10 protein-coding genes are annotated in these 19691 nt (G+C 54.0%); 5 read left to right on the forward strand and 5 right to left on the reverse strand.

From position 1 onward, the window contains the following. From HY774_25375 to HY774_25385, 3 genes are all read right to left on the reverse strand, one after another. On the reverse strand, positions 1 to 4395 hold a 4395-nt coding region (locus HY774_25375), incomplete at its 3' end, for a DUF11 domain-containing protein (protein ID MBI4751829.1). A gap of 101 nt (positions 4396 to 4496) precedes the next feature. Then, on the reverse strand, positions 4497 to 5609 hold the full coding sequence (locus HY774_25380) for an ISAs1 family transposase (protein ID MBI4751830.1): 1113 nt from the start codon (positions 5607 to 5609) through the stop codon (positions 4497 to 4499). Positions 5610 to 5705: 96 nt separating this feature from the next. Then, on the reverse strand, positions 5706 to 9467 hold the full coding sequence (locus HY774_25385; protein ID MBI4751831.1) for a hypothetical protein: 3762 nt from the start codon (positions 9465 to 9467) through the stop codon (positions 5706 to 5708). 547 nt (positions 9468 to 10014) lie between these two features. Between HY774_25385 and HY774_25390 the strand changes: the two genes are divergently transcribed. From HY774_25390 to HY774_25405, 4 genes are all read left to right on the forward strand, one after another. After that, positions 10015 to 10740 (forward strand): CerR family C-terminal domain-containing protein, encoded by a 726-nt coding sequence (locus tag HY774_25390; protein MBI4751832.1) that lies wholly within the window; start codon positions 10015 to 10017, stop codon positions 10738 to 10740. Positions 10741 to 10901: 161 nt separating this feature from the next. Next, positions 10902 to 12023 (forward strand): FtsX-like permease family protein, encoded by a 1122-nt coding sequence (locus tag HY774_25395; GenBank protein MBI4751833.1) that lies wholly within the window; start codon positions 10902 to 10904, stop codon positions 12021 to 12023. 302 nt (positions 12024 to 12325) lie between these two features. Further along, positions 12326 to 13033, forward strand: a complete 708-nt coding sequence (locus HY774_25400) for an ABC transporter ATP-binding protein (GenBank protein ID MBI4751834.1) — start codon at positions 12326 to 12328, stop codon at positions 13031 to 13033. Between the two features lie 154 nt (positions 13034 to 13187). After that, positions 13188 to 14240, forward strand: a complete 1053-nt coding sequence (locus HY774_25405; GenBank protein ID MBI4751835.1) for an HlyD family secretion protein — start codon at positions 13188 to 13190, stop codon at positions 14238 to 14240. Between the two features lie 137 nt (positions 14241 to 14377). On the opposite strand, the gene HY774_25410 is transcribed toward HY774_25405, so the two are convergent. Both HY774_25410 and HY774_25415 read right to left on the reverse strand, forming a co-directional pair. Continuing rightward, complete coding sequence (locus tag HY774_25410; protein MBI4751836.1) at positions 14378 to 18001, reverse strand: protein kinase; 3624 nt, start codon at positions 17999 to 18001, stop codon at positions 14378 to 14380. A gap of 271 nt (positions 18002 to 18272) precedes the next feature. Beyond that, positions 18273 to 18914, reverse strand: coding sequence for a hypothetical protein (locus HY774_25415; protein MBI4751837.1), 642 nt, complete (start codon positions 18912 to 18914; stop codon positions 18273 to 18275). On the opposite strand from HY774_25415, the gene HY774_25420 reads away from it, so the two are divergent. Next, a complete protein-coding gene (locus HY774_25420; protein ID MBI4751838.1) occupies positions 18915 to 19460 on the forward strand; it encodes a hypothetical protein in 546 nt (181 codons plus the stop codon). The last annotated feature ends 231 nt before the right edge of the window (positions 19461 to 19691 follow it).

A 19691-nucleotide genomic window follows, 5' to 3' on the forward strand; every position in this document is an offset into this window, starting at 1 on the left:
CGTCGTCCCGTCAAACTTCTGAATCCGATGGTTGTTGGTATCCGCCACCAGCAACTGGAACGGTTCGTTCACGTTCACAATTGACACCAGCGTCGCCGTCGCCTGATTCCCCGTTCCTCCGTTGGTTGATGTCACCGCGTCCGTCGTGTTGACCAGTGACCCCAGCCCGGTTGCCAGTACATCCACCGAAATCGTGCAACTCGCTCCTGGCGCTAAGGTTATCCCGCTCACAACAATGCTTGTCCCGGCGGGACTTGCCGTGACGCTCCCGCCACATCCGTTGACCACGTTTGGCGTTCCCGCAACTTCCATTCCAACTGGCAAATTGTCGGTAAAGCTCACCCCCGTCAACCCCACTCCCGGATTTGGATTCGTCACTGTAAACGTCAGCGTTGACACACTATTTGGCGGCACCGCTGGCGGGTTGAAGGCTTTGGCCAGGTTCGGCCCCACAATCACCGCCGTCGCCGCCGTCCCGCTGTTGTTTCCGCCTACCGGGTCCGTTGTGCTGCTCGCCGCCGTTGCACTGTTGTTGATCGTCGTTCCCGCCGCCAACCCCGTGTTGACCGCCACCACCACCTCGAACTGCGCCGTTTCTCCCGCTCCCACCGTTGCCTTGGAAAATACGACGTTCCCGGTTCCACCAACCGCCGGCGCACTGGTACTCCAACCCGTTCCGGTCGTGACACTTGCCGAAACAAACGTGGTGTTGGTCGGTACACCATCCGTCACTGTCACCGTTTGGGCCGCCGATGGTCCGTTGTTTGTGAAGTTGACCGTATACGTCAGATTCCCTCCCGTCCCCACCGGGTCCGGGCTGTCCGTCTTCGTGACCGAAAGATCAGCCTGCGCCGTCACCGTCGTGGTTGCCGTCGCACTGTTGTTCGCCGGGTTCGGGTCCGCTCCTCCTCCCGCTGTCGCCGTGTTGCTGATGATTGATCCTGCCGTCACTCCGCTGTTGACGTTCACCACGATCTGGAACATGGCTGTTTCCCCATTCGCAACTGATGCTTTGGAAAACACCACGTTCCCGGTTCCTCCCACCGTTGGGGTACTCGGACTCCATCCCGTTCCACTCACGACACTTGCCGACACAAACGTCGTTCCCACCGGTACTCCATCCGTTACCGTCACTGAACTCGCATTCCCGGGTCCGTTGTTCACAAAGTTGATCGTGTAGGTCAGATTCGTTCCCGCCGTCACCGGGTCCGGGCTGTCGCTCTTGGTCACCGCCAGATCCGTTTGCACCTGGATCGTCGTCGTCGCCATTCCGCTGTTGTTCCCGGAGTTTGGATCCGTCGTCACGCTCGCCGCTGTTGCGGTGTTGGTGACGACTGTCCCGGCTGCCGTGCTCCCATCAACCGTCACCACGATGGTGAACACCGCCGTTTCACTCGCGCCTACGGTTGCCTTGCTGAATACCACATTTCCGGTCCCGCCCACTGACGGCGTGCTCGTGCTCCATCCCGTTCCCGTTGTCACCGTCGCTGACACGAACGTCGTGTTCGTCGGCACTCCATCCGTCACCGTCACCGTTTGTGCTTCGCTTGGTCCATTATTGCTGAAATTCACCGTGTAGGTGATGGTGTTTCCCGCAAAGGTTGGGTCTGGGCTGTCACCTTTGGTCACCGCCAGGTCCGCGCTCGTGCTCACCGTCGTCGTCGCTGTTCCGCTGTTATTTCCACTGCTCGGATCCGTTGTCGCCGTCGCGGTCGCCGCCGTGTTGCTGATGACGGTTCCGCTCGCCGTGCTTGCATTCACTTTCACCACGATTGAAAACACCGCTGTTTCGCTCGCTCCCACGGTTGCTTTCGAGAATACCACGTTCCCGGTTCCTCCTACGCTCGGCGCACTCGTGCTCCATCCCGTTCCCGTCGTCACCGTCGCCGACACAAACGTTGTGTTGGTCGGCACCCCATCCGTTACCGTTACCGTTTGGGCATCGCTTGGCCCATTGTTTGAGAAATTCACCGTGTACGTCAGGTTGTTCCCTCCTGTCACCGGGTCTGGACTGTCGCTCTTGCTCACCGAAAGGTCGGCGCTGGTATTGACTGTCGTGGTCGCCGTCGCACTGTTGTTTCCTCCAGTTGGATCGGTCGTCGCCGTGGCCGCCGTCGCCGTGTTGGTGATCGTCGCTCCGCTTGCCGTGTTTGAATTTACCTTCACCACGATGGTAAATACCGCTGTTTCACTCGCCGCCACCGTTGCTTTGGAAAACACCACGTTCCCGGTCCCACCCACCGATGGAGAACTTGTGCTCCAACCCGTTCCGGTCGTTACACTTGCCGAAACAAACGTCGTGTTGGTCGGCACCCCATCCGTTACCGTCACCGTCTGGGCATCACTTGGCCCGTTATTGGTGAAGTTCACCGTGTACGTCACATTATTTCCTGCCGTTACCGGGTCTGGACTGTCGCTCTTGGTCACCGAAAGGTCGGCGCTGGTGTTGACCGTCGTCGTCGCCATTCCGCTGTTGTTTCCTGAAACCGGATCGGACGTCGTTGCCCCCGCTGTCGCCGTGTTGGTGATCGTTGAGCCGTTCGCCGCATTCGCGTTCACCTTCACCACAATCGTGAAGACCGCCGTTTCCCCATTCGTCACCGTCGCTTTGGAAAACACCACATTCCCCGTCCCACCCACTGACGGTGCGCTGGTACTCCATCCCGTTCCGGTCGTGACTGATGCCGATACAAACGTCGTGTTCGTTGGAACTGCGTCCGTCACCGTTACCGTCGTCGCGTCTCCAGGCCCGCTATTGCTGAAGTTCACCGTGTAGGTAATGTTGTTCCCGGCAATCACCGGATCCGGACTGTCACTCTTTGTCACCGCCAGGTCCGCCTGGGTGTTCACCGTCGTCGTCGCCGTCCCGCTGTTGTTTCCACCCACCGGATCCGTCGTCGTGCTTGCCGCCGTCGCCGTGTTGGTAATCGTCGTTCCGTTCGGCGTGCTTCCGTTGACGTTGACCACTATCGTGAACACCGCCGTTTCCCCATTTGCCACCGATGCTTTGCTGAAAACAACGTTCCCGGTTCCACCAACCGATGGTGCACTGGTCCCCCAACCACTTCCAGTGGTTACGGTTGCCGACACGAACGTCGTGTTGGTCGGCACCCCGTCCGTCACCGTCACCGTGTCCGCGCTGTTCGGTCCGTTGTTGGTGAAGTTGATTGTGTAGGTCAGGTTATTCGTCACCACCACCGGGTCCGGGCTGTCGCTCTTGGTCACCGCCAGATCCGCCCTCCGGATCACCGTCGTCGTTGTCGTCCCGGTGTTGTTGGTCAGATTCGGGTCATATTTCGGACTTGCCGCTGTCGCCGAATTGGTGATCGTCGTTCCTTCGGCGACTCCCGCTCCCACCTGCACCACAATCGTGAATACCGCCGTTTCCGCGTTCGCCACCGAAGCCTTGCTGAACACCACGTTCCCCGTCCCGCCCACCGATGGTGCGCTGGTGCTCCATCCTGTTCCCGTCGTTACGGTTGCGGACACAAACGTGGTGTTGGTCGGCACCGCATCCGTCACCGTCACCGTGTTGGCCGATGATGGTCCGTTGTTTGTGAAATTTACGGTGTACGTGATGTTTGACCCGGCAATCACCGGATCGGGAGCATCGCTTTTGGTCACCGCCAGATTCGCCGCATCCAGTTGCGTGCACGTCGAATTCGCCACCCCGGCCACATCCGGGTCATCCGTCACCACATTGCTGAAGTTCCCTCCACTCACCGTTCCCTGGTTGCACACCTGCGCCGTCCCCGCCGTCGGTGGATTGTCTATCGTCACATCAAACCGCACCGTCACACTCTTGCCGGCTGGAAGTGCCCCGATTGAAGTGTTCACCGTTTCGCCCGAGCGGAGCAGACCGGGTTCAGGGTTCGGGGTTCGGGGTTCAGGGTTCAGGGTTCGGGGTTCAGGGTTCCAGGCGGGTACATTCAAACTGTCTGGTGAAGCGTCTTTCCGATCTCCACTTCCTGTCCAGTAACTGGTGGTTACAATCTGGGCTCCCGATTCCCGATTCCCGATTCCCGATTCCCGGCTTTCTGGCCCTTGAACTCTGGTCAATACCGTGGGCTTCGCCCCACGGCTATTGAATAACGACCCTGCGGGCCTTAACTCTTTCGCCTCGTCTCTCTCATTATTATATAGAGGCAACACCTTAAAACCGTTGGAGAACGAGTCACTTAATCCCCAACCACTCAATATCCCGATCAACTTCTCAACTTCAGTCCCCGGAACCCTGAACCCTGAACCCTGAACCCTGGTTTCAGTGCCCTGAACCCTGCTTTCAGTGCCCGGAACCCGCCTGACGCCCACCGCCATCCGCTCGCTCATCAATTTGTGCGCATGATCTTCCCCGTCAAGCACTTCCAACCCCAACGCCCGTCCGAACTGATGCATGATCACCGTCAACAGGTCCACTTTGTTATGAGCTGGACTTGACTGGCTCGCTTCCATCTCGGTTTCGGAGACAAGTTTGTCAAACTTAGGGTAAACGCATCTTAACTATTGAGAACTTTTAGGAGATACTGGTGATCCCACCCCGCCTTCAAGCGTTTGGATTTGATGCCGTTTTTGCAGGAGGTCTCCTGTTTGAGCAAATTGAGGGCGATGTGCCGGAGGATGGCAAAATTATGAGGAGCGTGACCGGAACGGACGCGGGAGAAATCTTCGCGGAAGGCAACGTCGAGAACCCAATGGAGAGAATTTTCAATCTGCCAGTGAGTGCGCACAACCGAGAGAAGGAGCTGAGCGTCAGGCGGCAGGGTCGAAAGAAAATAGCGGGAATCGGTCGAGCGGTCGCCGTCAATGTCACGGGTAGCGGTAATTTTGACGACCGAGGTGAGACCAGGCCAGCGGGCAAGGAGTTCGGGAGCAAGGGCACCGCTGGCTGGGGCAGCGAAACAGCGACGGGTTTCAAGCCGACCGTGGTCGTTATCGACGGTTTGGAAAAAAGAAAGGGCTGGGTTTGGGCTGGGAGTGAGTCGGGCCTGGTCAAAAAAAGAGACGACCGCCTGATGAGTCGTGGGCTGGTTGGCTTTGAGGGTCAGGACATAATCAGCCTCTTGCTGGTGAATCTGGCCGGCAATTTCGGTCTGGCAGCCCATGGCATCGATGGTCACGATGCAGCCCTTGAGCATCAGGACAGAGAGCAGTTCCGGGATGGCGGTGATTTCGTTGGAGTGGTCCTCGGTTTTGACCTGGCCGAGCACCAGGCGGTTGGCGGCGGCCCAGGCGCTGACCATATGAATGGTGGAGTTGGACTTGCTGCGCGACCCACGCAGGGTTTTTCCGTCAATGCTGACGATTTCACCCTGAGTGAGATCCGCCACAGATCGAACCCAGGTCAGAAACCGCGACTCAAACTCTTTTGGATTGAGTCGCATCAACACCCGTCGAAAGGTATCGTGGGATGGGATACCGTTGGGTAACTCAAGGAAAGTCGCCAACCACTCTCGTTTCGACTCGCCGAAGGTTTCCATTTCCTCGTAGGTCTCGGCCCCACAGATCACGGCGCACAGCGCAATGGTCACGATATCGATTAGCAGGTGAAGTTTGGTCCGATCCACGCGTGGATCGGGCAGGTCTGAAAAATGGTCGAGTAAGGAAGGCATGCGTTGACTCCACGGTGATCAGGTGAAAAAACCTGTTCTTTATCACATTTGTTTTGTCAAGCGCATCCTTTGTAAGCAGAAGAATTTAAGATGCGTTTACCCTATGTCAAACTCCACGTCGTCCATCGGCGACGGGTCAATGTACCAGCCGTACCCGGCGGCTTTCGCATCGAGCAGGACCAGATTGGATGGTGTTTCAACCAGCAGATTTCCTTTTTCCAAATCGGCTAACCCAAATTTCACCGCCCGAAGCTGGTCTATTTTTTCAACTGGTGCTCCGGCGGCAATCCAGCGGGCGATGGCCGCTTCCACGAGCCAGGAAATCTGGGTTTCGTTGAGTTTAGCTACATGAACAGGTTTGTGGTTCTTATCTTCAGCGAGCACAAGAGGCTTGGCAGATAAACTGGTTTCAGCCTCAATTATCTGGGATGTCGCGGGTCGGGAAACAGGCGTGCTGCAGGATGTGCCAGTTCCAGTGAAAGCGGCGAACGTCGCCGGAGAATCAGCATAGGCATCCACGACAGTCCCATTCATGGTGTTATTAGCCGCAACGAAGTTCTGCACGCCAACCTCAGTCCCCGTTGGCGAAAGACCCGGCAGGTTAAATGTGTGACCTGCCGCAGCACCGCTGGAACCAAGAAAAATTGTCTGAGCACCAGCGGTATAACCGCTAATCGTGTTCTTATTGGCTCCGGAGCCGCCGATAACCGCGCAGACGTTGACCGTGTCACTCGATGACGGCGAGCCGTTTGTCATCCCTATAGCACCGGCATTTCCAGAACCGGGCGTGTCAAACAGGTTGCCGCGAATGTCAAAGTTTGCCGTGTAACTGCCACCTGTATTATCAGCAGAGATGTGGAAGTTGCCCTTAATTTGGTGAATTTGATTATTGGTAATGGTAACTGAACCTGTGCCTCCGCCTGCGTAAGAAAAGAACAGACCGTTGCCGGTTTTTGAACCTGAATCTGTTACACCAGCCACGCCTATGGTGTTGCTGTCAAAAAAACCGCTCAACAAAGTGCCGGCGCTTGCTTTTTGCAACGTAACGGCGCTGCCGTTCGCATCGCGCATCGTATTGCCCGTCACGTGGAAAGTCATCACGCCCTGCGTGGCAAGCGTCAGGCTACAACCACCGATATTATTGCTTGGATGGTTGTTCGACATGATATTGTTCCGCATCACGACATCCATTGTGCTGGCTGTTTGACCTGTGAAGTTCACCAAATTGGCTCGGGCGCTGGTAAAAGTATTCGGCTCACCTGCACCCGCACCGCCCAGGGTGGTGTTGATGGTTCCGGTCCCGCGATTCTCAACCGTCATGCTGGCGTTACCATTACCGTTATTGAGATTTGCTCCAAACGTGTTTCCTTTGACCGATAGCGTTAATACATTGGGCGAGGCTTGTGTGGTAATGATCCTGAAATTCTCCCACTCGCCGCCACTGATGTTGTTGTTCGTCAATGTGGCTGTTCCGCTGAGACCGTTTGTCGAGGTGTCGCCGAAATAGATACTGCCCTCACCAGCATTGTACGGAGCAGTGTTGAAGTTCGTGCCGTTGTTGCCGCCCACAGTCGAGTATTCCAGCGTAAACCCGTTTACCAGAGTCCCGCGAATGCCGTAGTTTTGATTCGTGCCATTGATCGTCATCCGCCTCAGAACCACGTTGCTCGTATTGTTCAGGTAAATGCCGCAGCCCACCGTGGCGAAGCTGAGGTCTGCGCCGCTTTTGTTGGCAATCGTTCCACCTGTACTGTTGCCACCTACTGAAGTAGTTGATCCATCACCCGTTACTGTCAGGCCGCCGGTTGAACCTGTTGTATTCAAAATGATGCCGTTGTTTGAGCCACCATTTGACGAAATACTACGGAAGGTCACTCCGCTAGTACCAATCGTTGTACTTGAAATATTCAACGCCGTACCAGTTGTCGAGTCAATGGTATTGTTATTTGTTCCGGTTGTGACGGTGACCGTTCCGCCACCCGTTGCCGTAAACCCCGTGCCAGTCGTGGTATCAATATCCAACCCGCCGCCGGTAAAGTTGATCGTCGCCCCGGTGTTGGTGCTCAGATTGACGGCGGTGTTGGCGCTGGTGTTGAGCGTTTTTGTACCACCTGAAAAGGTATAGGTCCCGCCTGTATTTCCTGAGACCAGGATTCCCGTTGAACTGCCGGTCCCGCTCAGGTTTCCTGACAGCGTGACCGATCCACCCGTGTTGCTGGCAATGCTCACCAGACTAAATGCCGTGTCGGAACTCACGGTCCCGGGGTAGTTGACCGTCGCCGCTCCGCCATTGATATTGACTGCATTTCCATTTGGGTTGGTAATTGAGGTATTGCTGCTGAAGGTAAAGCTTCCGGATGAACCGTTGATGATCGTCAACCGGGCACCGCCGCCATTCAACGTGTTTGTACCATTGAAGTTGTACGTTCCATCCGCATTATCAAAACTAAAACCACCGTTGTTGGTCGAACTCAGCGTCCCGGTCTGGAAGATGATCGTTCCGGTGCTATGGCTTGCGACATTCACCATCGGATTCGTACCACCATTGGTCACACTCCCGCTGTAGGTCAGCGACATGGTCCCTGAGATTGAAAAACCGCCGTTTGCCCCGCTGATGCTGCCGCCCGCCGTCACGCTCCCGGCCATACTCGTCAGCACAACCGCCACCGACGTCGTGCTGCTGGTTGAAAGCGTGATGCCCGACGTGGCGTTGATCGTCCCGTTGTTCAAATTCAGGATTTGGCCCGTTCCATTGATCGTCAGCGTGTCTGCAGAAAACGTTCCAATTCCGTTCCCGCTGATTCCGGCGCCGGTTGTGTTCCCAATCGTGAATCCCCGCACCGTATTGCCGCTTCCAAGCGTGATCGAGTTCGTGCTGGCCGCCGTCGCCACCAGCGTCGTGTTGCTCCCCGCCGCCACCACCGTAATCGTGTTGACCGTCAATGCCACGCCACTTCCGATCAACTGCTGGGTGCCCAGCAACGTCATGTTCCCGTCGTAATCCCCAGTCCGCTCAAAGACATAGATGATGTCTCCCGCCGTATCCGGTCCGGTCGCTCCGGTTACATCCGCCAGCGAATCAAACCGCGAGGCAAACGTTCCATTCCCTCCCGCACTCGCTGTCGAGTCCACATACCACACCCGCTGCCCGAGGTTGATGGTCACGGTTCCCGTATCCGTCAGCCCGTCGCCATCCGTCAAGGTATAGGTAAATGTGTCGGTCAAATTCTGATCGCCAACTTGCGGTTCATAAGTGAATGACCCGTCCGCCGCCAGCGTCACACTCCCACCAGCCGTGGTCGAAAAGGTGCCCGCCGTCACCACCAGCGAGGCAGTCGGCGTCACACCGTCCACATCGTAGTCGTTGGCCCGCACACCACTCGCCGTGTTCACGGTCAACGTCGTGTTCCCCACCGCGTTGTAGCTATCGGCAATTGCCAGCGGCGACACCTTCACCGACCCGGCAACCAGGGTGGTGTTGGCGTCAATTGTGTCTGTGAAATTCACACCCGTTGCATTTCCGCCACCGCTGTTTGTAATAACAACCGTATATCGCAACCGGTCTCCGGGGTCAGCCGCACCGTCCACATCTACGTCATTTTGCAGGGCATCCACTTTGGTCGCCGCTATCGTCGGCGTTTGCCGGAGCGGATTTCCTAACTTCGGAAACATTGTTCGGCTTGTCAGCAACGGATTGATTGCCACCGGAACACTTCCCTCGATTCCAGGAAGTCTCTGGCTGCGAGCTTCGGTTTCCCGAACCACAAGGTGGTTTCCAACTCCAAATACCAGGATGAGTCCAATGAAAAAGAAACCTGAACCGAAAAACCGGGAGGAAATGCGACGACCTGAAGTCATAGTTCACCTGCGAACCGGATTCAGGCAATTTGGCTTTGAGGGAATGTTCGTTGGCAAACTGGTGGCTGCACATCACTAACATCCCGCACCTGAAGCACACTGAGTTGCTAATTGCCTGAGCCAGCGATCAATGATTGGGTTATAAAAATAGAAGAGGAGAGTAAGTAATTGATGTGACGCTACTTGTGCCCGATTGCCAGCTAAAAGTCAAGCAATGAACGGTTCCCTGCTGATCATCTGTAGTCTGGTTATTCGAAAAGTGAACTGAACAATTTAAGGCTCTTTGGTATTTGCCGTGAAAATCAGCAGTTTGATGAAAATCTGGACCGATAAATCTTTTAGAATCAATATTCGTTTTTGAGATTTCGTTCGTTTCCACGGGAAATACCAAAGAGCCCAATTTAACAGGTGCCGTGGGATGACTTCATCGAGGAATTTTCAATAAAGTTGCCAGTAAAAAGTCGGGAATTTGGCTTGACGATAGACAAGTCCCATTTTTATTCTTACAAGCGTTTCAAACAAATGTTTAAATCAAATGTTTCAGGCGATGAACACCGTGATAAGTTCCCCCCAGTTACCAACTCCTTTCACTGAAGCTGATGCCCGGACACGGCTGCTTGACGCCGCTGAAAAGCTCTTTGCCGAACACGGCCTTGCCGCCACCAGCATCCGCGACCTGGCCCGCGAAGCTGGCGTCAATATCGCTGCGATTAACTACTATTTCGGCAGCAAGGAAAATCTCTATGCCGAGATGCTGCGCCACTCATTTATGCACAGTGGCGCCTCGCTGTCACAGTTTGAAGCCATTTTGGCGGAGGCTCAAACCTACGGCACTCCTGAAGCGGCGGCGAGGGCAATCCGGTTGTTTGTCAGAGAGTTTATGCTGGCGCTCTTTGAATCAGAACGCTCACACCGGCGGGCCTGTCTGATGGCACGGGAAATGTCAGATCCATCACCAGCACTCAACCTGGTGATTGACGAATATATCGCGCCAAAATCCAAAATTTTGGCCAGCCTGGTCACCCAACTTCGGCCTGACCTGAGTGATAACCCGAACCTGTTCTTGTATATCGCAAGTATCGTCGGCCAGTGCCTGCATTACCGGATGACGCTGCCGGTGACAATGTCCATTCTCAAAAAATCAGAAATGACACCTGAGTTGCTTGAAACAATCACAGCCCATATTGCTGATTTTTCACTCACAGCCCTTGGGGTTGATCACAACAGGGCTAAGGGCTGGGGGGCAATTCGAGGGATGAGGGATGAAGGATGAGGGATGAAAAAATCTCCTGGTATCTGATCTCTCACGGGTTCAAATGCATGTCCTTTTTGTCGTTTTCGTCCTTTTTGTCGTTTGGTCCGATACACTCAGCCCTAAACGGGATGGAAACAATCTAAACATTTCAAAATTCAGCCATGAAAGGCGAGGAAGGCATGCTGCGAATTGGACTCAAAATGTTGATTGGTGACCGCTCGAAGTACATCACGCTGGTGAGCGGTTTGTCGTTTGTGGTTTTGCTCTTCGTGCAGCAAGGCTCGGTTTTTTGTGGACTGATGGCCCGAACGGCCAAACCAATTGAAGCGGTTGGCGCTCCAATCTGGGTCACAGACCCCAATCTTCAATCAATTGATGATTCAAAGCCCCTGATTGACACTGACCTGGGACGGGTACGAAGCGCTCCGGGTGTGAAATGGGCGGTGCCGCTGTTTTTGCGGCAGGTTCAGGTTCGTCTGCGTGATGGACGATTTCAACAGGTGCGTCTGTTTGGGTTAGACAATGCCTCGCTGATTGGCCGACCTTCCCAAATGATCGAAGGAGACCCGGCTTCGCTCTACCTGCCGGATGCTGTCATCATTGGAAAAGCTGAAGCTGAACGGCTTGGCAGCCCAAAGATCGGCGACACCTTTGAACTCAACGACCGTCTGGCCCGCGTGGTTGGCATTGCCGATGTGCCGCGTGACTTTTTGTCTTCGCCTTATATTTTTACGACCTATGACCGGGCGCTTTCCTACACTCCCCGCCAGCGTAAGCAACTCAACTTTGTGCTGGCTTCGCCACAAGACGGGGTGTCAGTCGAACAAGCGATTAAAAATATCGAACAAACCACTGGACTCAAAGCCTACACCGAAGAAGGCATGAGCTGGCTCACGATTGGGTATTACATGCGCAACACCGGAATTCCAATCAACATCGGGCTGTCCCTGGGACTGGTGTTCGTGGTCGGAATGGCGATTGCTGGACAGACGTTTTATGCCTTTGCACTCCAAAATGAACGGTATTTCGGTGCTTTAAAGGCGATGGGCACCCGCAGCCGGACGCTGGTCGCCATGATTATTGTTCAAAGTTTGACGGTGGGTCTGGTCGGATACGGCATCGGTGCCGGTGCCGGGACATTGATTGGCTGGCTTGGTCGCAACGGGCGACTGGCTTTTTACACTCCGCCACAACTGCTCTGGATCAGTTTTGGAATCACGATTTTCATTTGTATGCTGTCGAGCCTGATTAGCATCCAGCGGGTGCTGAGACTGGAGCCAGCGGTTGTGTTTCGGAGCTAATCAACACCAGGGGTTCAGGGTTCAGGGTTCAGGGTTCGGGGTTCAGGGTTTGAAAAACCATGACTCAGAATTCAGGGTTTCCGCCCCCCTTGGTCCTTTTCGTCTTCTTAGTTCTGTTTGTCCTTTGATTTGGACTAAAGATCAGAGTCGGGAAAAGACAAAAAGACAAAAATGAGGTTCGAAAACCCCGAACCCCGAACCCCGAACCCCGAACCCCGAACCCCGAACCCCGAACCCCGAACCCCGAACCCCAAACCCCGAACCCCGAACCCCGAACCCCGAACCCTGAACCCTAAACCCTTATGTCTGACACCATTGCTGCCACACTCAACAAAGTCAATAAAAGCTTCGGCCTGGGCGATACCCGCATTCACGTTTTAAAAGACGTCGAACTGGAGGTTCGGGCTGGTGAACTGCTCCTACTGGTTGGACCATCCGGGTGCGGAAAGACAACCCTGCTCAGCGTGCTGGCTGGAATTCTGGATATTGATAACGGCGAGGTGGATGTTTTTGGAAAGCGCCTCGATAACCTGTCGCAATCCAAGAAAACCGATTTTCGGCGGGATTATATCGGATTCATTTTTCAGCAATTCAACCTCGTGCCAACGCTGACGGCGACTGAAAACGTCGCGATTCCGCTCCTGATCGCCAAACGGCCCTATCAGGAATCACTCAGGAAAGCCCGAACCTATCTGGAACTGGTTGGCCTGGGTGATCGGACTGAGTTTTTCCCGTCTCAGCTTTCCGGCGGCCAGCAACAGCGCGTTGCGATTGCCCGCGCGCTGGTAGCTGAACCACGACTCATCATTTGCGATGAACCCACGGCCAGTCTTGACGGAGAAACCGGGAAAATGGTGATGGAAATGTTTCGCAAAACGGCGTTGAGCGAAAACCGCGCCATTGTGGTGGTCACCCACGACAATCGAATTTTTAGTTATGGTGACCGAATTGCCGAAATGCTGGATGGACGAATCCTTTCAATTCACGAAAACCCCGATCATGTGACTTAAGTTTAGAGTTCAAGCTTTAGCTTGCTTCCAACATACACACCAACCAACTCAAGTTTTACCAGAAACTGAAATTGAATGACCGGAAGATTTTGACAAGCTAAAGCTTGAACTCTGAACAAAAAACACCAGCCTCAATTTTTCCGAAGGACTCTCTATGCGAAAGCTGCTCAGCATCCTGTTACCGATTGCCGGAATTGCCTTTGCCATCTATTGGGTCATGATTTCCGCTCAGCGGCCAACCCCAGCGAAACCACTCAATCCTCCGGCGCAAAATACATTCCTCAAAACCATTGCCGGTGCTGGAATCATCGAAGCCGCCAGCCGGAACATCAATTTGGCACCGCCGATTCCAGGCCAGGTGACCCAGATTTTTGTGAAGGAAAATGATTTTGTGAAACGGGGTGCCAATCTCTATCGGATTGATGACCGGGAACTGCGCGCCAAACTGGCCACGGCTGAAGCCAGTATCGAACGCGCCAGGGCCAACATCGAGACGGCTCAGACCGAAATCGGTAATTCTGAAGCGGCTCAGCAAAGCGCCCAGGCCAACATTTCAGTCCTCAAAGCTCAATTGCAAGACACCCAGCAAATCCTGGATCGCAATGCACAACTGGTGAAATCAGGGGATTTATCCACCCGGATTTATGATTCAAGCGTGGCGGCTCGTGACGCCGCCAAAGCACGGGTCGAACAGGCCGAAGCCCAACTGGCACAAACTGCCGCCCAACTTCGGAGCGTCAAAGCCCGCCTGCTCCAGGCCGAAGCTGATCTGAAAGTGCTCCAGGCGCAACGCCAGGAACTGGTGGTCAGCCTTGATCGGTTGGAAGTCAAAGCCCCACAGGATGGCCGTGTGCTGCAGATCAATATTCGATTGGGTGAGTTTGTGTCCTCAACTCCGACCACGCCGCCGATTTTGTTTGGGGAAACCGACTATTTGCAGGTTCGGGTGGATGTGGACGAAATCAATGCGTCGCGGGTCAAGCCGGGACTTCCCGCCGAAGCTCAACTCAAAGGCGATACGGCCAAGAAAATTGCCCTCGAATTTGTGCGAATTGAACCCTATATCACACCGAAAAAGAGCCTGACGGGTGATAATACGGAACGTGTGGATGTGCGTGTTCTGCAGGTGATTTATCGCTTCCGGTCACCGGAATTTCCGGTCTACGTCGGCCAACAGGTAGATGTGTTTATTGATGCGAGTAAATAATTGGGGTTCAGGGTTCAGGGTTTTGAACGGTTGTTGCTTGTGTGCTTTCAGGGAAAGATGAAAGGACCAAAGGGACATAAAGAACATAAAGGACATAAAAGCAAACCCTGAACCCTGAACCCCGAACCCTGGTTTTTTTAGTCGGCCTCGTTTGGGGATTCTGGTCTTTGGAAGGCAACGGTAGGCGCATTTTCCTGGACTTCAGCCGTCGTCAGCGTCGGATGGTTCTCCAGAAATTCATCTTCGTCAGGCTCAACTCGGGGATTGCTTTCGGTTGGGGAATCAGGTGACGCCCCAACCAGATATCCGGCAACGGCAGCCGCAAATTCGGTGGCCAGTTCAAGCGGGGAGGGCCGGTTGGCGGGGTTTTTATCCAGCGTTTTGCGAACGACCTGCTCAACTTCAGATGGAATTTCTGGATTGGCTGACCGCATCGGCGGTGGGTCATCCCGCATCTGCTTTAAAATAATTTCAACCACGTTGTTGCTGGTCGAACGAAATGGGGTTCGGCCACAAAGCATTTCATACAGAGTGACCCCCAGGCTGTACACATCCGCTTTGCCGTCATAGGGTTCATAGCGCAATTGTTCCGGCGACATATACATCGGCGTTCCAATCAGATTTCCAGTCAGGGTCAGATTGCCCAGACTGGTCGCTTCATTTCCAGTGAGTTTGGCAATACCAAAATCAAGCAATTTGACGGTTTCACCCTGGCTTCCCTGATGGAGAAAAATATTTTCAGGCTTGATGTCGCGATGGATGATCCCGGCCCGATGGGCTTCAGCCAGGACCTGGCACACCGGAGTCAGAATTTCAGCGCACCGTTTGAGTGACAATCGCTTTCGATTGTGAAGCTCAGTTGCCAGTGTATGGCCGACCAGGAATTCCATCACCAGGTAAGCAATTCCCTCTTCGGAAATGGCAGAATCCAGAATCGCAATGGCATTGGGGTGATTGACTTTGGTGGCTGACATGCCTTCGCGTCGAAATCGCTCCAGTTGTTCGGCGGAGTCATTTCCCGGCAACGGGCGAAACACTTTGACGGCGACTGTCCGATTGAGCCCCAGATGAGTGGCTTTAAAAACGGCCCCAAACCCGCCAATCCCGATTTTCTCGTCCAGGCGGTATTTTCCATCCAGGACCATTCCTTCGAGGGCTTCGGTCAGGGTTGAGAAAATCCGGTCAGCCTGGCGTTGCGAAGCTTCAAGCTCAGTGTTCTTTCGTGCCAGGGCCTCGTTTTGGCGGCGCAGTTGCTGTGCGGCTTCGGCTTGAAGATGGGCCACCTGGGCTTCGGCTTCAGCGGCCTTGACCCGGAGCCGGGCTTCACGGAGTTCCGCCCGTTCCCTGAATTTCTGAACTCGGGACCAGACAAGCCAGAATCCACCACCTACCAAGCCGGTGACATAGAACAATCTGGCCCACCAGGTCTGCCAGGGAGGTGGTGTAATCGTCAGTCGAACGACCAGTTCCCTCTCATTCCAGATTCCATCATTGTTTGAAGCCTTCACTCGAAATACATAACTTCCCGGAGGCACCGCTGTGTAACTCGCCGTATGCCGGGTTCCGGCTTCAATCCAGCGGGGGTCAAGCCCTTCCAGGCGGTAGGTATACTGATTTTTTTCCGACAGAATAAAATTCAGGGCGGCAAACTCGAAGGTGAAAAAGTTCTGGTCATGTGGCAACACAACCCTGCCCGTTTCGCCTGATGCTGGTACATGAGTCAGGAAATCACTGGTGTATCGTTCTGAAGGCTTATCAAAAATTCGAAATGACGTGATAACCACTGGCGGGACAAATGAATTACTGGTCAACCGGTTTGGATAGAAACGAACCAGCCCGCCAGCGCTGCCAAATAATAATTCTCCGTCGGGACTTTGAAAAAAGGCATTTTTATTGAATTCATCGCTAGGCAATCCATCCCGCATGTCAAAGACCCGCACCTGTCGCTGATTTGGATCAAATTTCACCAGTCCTTTTTTGGTGCTCAGCCATAAATGGTCGGTTTCGTCAGCCAGAATGCCCAAAATGGTGTCGTTGAGGAAGCCATCCGCTTCAGAAAAAACCGTGAATGTTCCGGTTTGTGGCTCAAACAGGTTTAATCCGCTGGCCGTCCCAACCCACAATCGCCCAGCTTTATCTTCCAGAATCGAATACACTACCTCATGGCTGAGGCTTTTGGGATTGGCAGGGTCGTGCCGAAACGCGGTGAAGGTCCGTGTCACCGGATCCAGGCGATTGAGTCCGCCAGCCGTTCCAATCCACAGCATCCCATTACGGCTTCGATAGAGATAATTCACGACATTATTACAAAGACTGTCGGATCGGGCCGGATCGGGCCGAAAAACGGTAAACTGTTGTTGTTTTGGATCATACAGGTTGAGACCTTCGCCATAGGTGCCAATCCAAAGCTGGCCGGCCAGGTCTTCCGCAAATGTAATGACATGATTCCCGCTCAAACTTTGGGGGTCTGCCGGATTGTGCAGAAACCGTACAAAGCTCTTCTTCTCAGGGTCATATCGGTTTAACCCGCTTCGAGTCCCGACCCAGATGGCACCGGTTCGATCTTCATAGACGGCCAGGACTTCATCGTGGCTGAGACTGCTGCTTTGGCCTGGATTGGCTCGAAAAACCGTTATTTTGCCGGTTTGTGGATCTACCCAGTTCAATCCACCGCCGGTGGTCCCAATCCAGATAGCGCCGAGACGATCTTTGCACACTGACCAGACCTGATTGAGGCTCAGACTGTTTGGATTGAGCGGGTCAGACTCGACCACTTGAAACCGTTGAACCAGCGGGTCATAAAAATTGACGCCTCCGCCATAGGTGCCGATCCAGAATGACCCGGCGACATCGCGAAAGAGGCAAGTCACTCGATCACTGCTCAGGCTATGTGGGTCATTTGGGTCAAATCGAACTGGAGAAAATTGATCCGTTTGAGGGTTATAGAGGTTGAGCCCGCCTCCATCAGTTCCAATCCAAAGCTGACCGGCGTTGTCCTCCAGGATACAGGTCACGGTGTTGTTGGTTAAACTCCCTGGTCGTGAAGAGTTATGGAAATATCGGCGAACGGTCCCAGTTGCCCGATCAACCACATTGAGCCCATGATCAGTGGCAATCCAAAACCGCCCGGTTGAATCCTCATACATGGCCTTGACCAGATTGCTGCTCAAAGTGGTGGGGTTTCCTGGATCGTGTTGAAACCGGGTAAATCCCTGATCGGCAGGATCAAAGCGATTGATCCCGCCATCGGTTCCGACCCAGATGGTTCCTGAGCGATCAACATAGAGTGTTTTGACATAGTTGTGACTCAGGCTGCGTGGATTGGCGACATCAACCTGAAATGACTTCAAGAATTTTCCTTGAGCATCAAAAACGGTTATCCCGCCGTCAGTTCCAACCCAGAGCTGTCCCTGGCTGTCCTCAACCATGGTCTTGACCCAGTTATTGATCAAACTGGTGTGACTGGCCGGGTTCTGACGCAGAATGAAAAACTGTTGATCCTGTAAGAACTGATGCAGGCCCCCGCCGGCGGTGCCAACCCACAACCGTTTTTGGCGGTCCTGAAATACCAGATCAATATAATTACTGGCTAAACCTTTGGAATCACTGGGCTTTGAGCGAATAACCTTGACCGAATTTCCATCATAGCGATTAAGACCTCCCTCAGTTCCAAACCAGATAAACCCATCACGATCCTGCCCGATACTGCGCACAAGGGTGCTTGATAGCCCTTGCTCCATGGCAATGCGTTTGAATTTCAAACGCGGTGACTCCTGGCTAGAAGGGTGTTGCCCCCAGGCAAGCCCTGAACAACAGACCAGGATCAGACAAACCAGGCTGGTGAGTTGAAATTGCTTCATGCGAGGTAACTTTCCAAGCAGGCAATGAATCGCTGAGGCCGGGGAATCCTCAGTCTGGGGGGATGGCTATTCACATTCGGTTTTTCAGATTGAAACAGGGATCAAAAGCAGGTGCCGGCAATTGGATTTCCAGTGAACACCAGTTTTCCAAATTCAACAAGCCTTTTTTCAATCAGATATTTAGCTTGATCAACACTTCCATGCGCGCAATACCGCGAAGCACTTCATCCCGGTGTTTGGCCAGTTTGATCCACTGGGGCAAGCGGCTGGCCAGTGACTGGTTATGGTTGGGCTGACGGTGACGCAGGGTTGCCCCAACATAGGCTTTTAAGAATTCCAGGTGGTGCTGGTTGTAGGCCCACAGCGTTTCACCGCAACAGGGCGTTTGTAACCACAATGGATACCCAAAATAGCAATCCACGGGCCGACCTTGTGAGAGCGGATGAATGGTCCACTCGACAGCGTTGCTGGCGTGACATCCGGGGCAATTCATTTTCGAGTGGCGTTTTTGCGGAGACTGGTCCAGAATCTTTGGCGGTCGTCGCAACCAGGTTCCACACCTGTCACACCCCTGACCGATAGTAACCACCACCGGGCCATGCCAGTCGTCAAACCGAAAAGCCTGCTCCTGAGCCAAACCGCAGGAGCCACAGGTCACCCTGGCTTGTGACGGGTAACATTCACCAATCGGACGGACCAGAGCACACCGCTGACACTGTGGGCACCCCACGAGAAAGTGCGATGCCAGTTCACCTAAAAACAGGCCATTCTCCTCAAATCGAGGACCATTTCCTTTCCAACGAGTGTCTGTCATATGCAACGCCTCTTTTTGCTTTTGCTTTTGCTGGCTGCTGGCACGCTGGCGGTTCGTTCAGGTTTTCTTTTTCAGGCGGCGACGCAGGAACCAAAGCCAACGCCTCCGAAACCATGTGATGAGTTAGACAAAGTTGACTATGAGCCTGAAACCAGACTCCTGGGTGACAAAATCGTAATTTCCACCCTTGATGTCAACTCTGACGAAGGAAAACAAGTCAATGGCGCAGAAAAACTCTTCTCGCCACATCGAACCAAATGGGTGAGGTCAAAAAAACCGGATACCATGCGGCCTGGTCCCTGGACCACGGTCCTGTTTGTCGAAGGAAACAAAGCCAATCCAGTTCATCTCAAACTTGAATTTCGCGACCACGCGTCCTACGGCGTAGACGCCAAATGGCTCAACGAAAAGCTCCTCTTCCTGCAAGTATGGTGGGGCCGCATTGGGAGCACAGATTTGATCCTGGATGTTGAAACCAATCAGGTTCTGTATTGTGAATCTGCCAGCTACCTTCAACTGATCTTGCCTTGCGACCAAAAGGAATGACGCAGTGACCGGGTGACAAGATGACCGGATGACAAGGTGACCGGGTGACAAGGTGACAAGGTGACAAAGTGACAAGGTGACCGGGTGACAAGGTGACAAGGTGACAAGGTGACAGTAAGGGCGCTGTTGCTTTGAACCGCGCCCTCTTCGAAAACCCTGAACCCTGAACCCTGAACCCTGAACCCTGAACCCTGAACCCTGAACCCTGAACCCTGAACCCTGAACCCTGAA

It is taken from the genome of Acidobacteriota bacterium (genome assembly GCA_016208495.1).
Lineage (GTDB): Bacteria > Acidobacteriota > Blastocatellia > Chloracidobacteriales > Chloracidobacteriaceae > JACQXX01.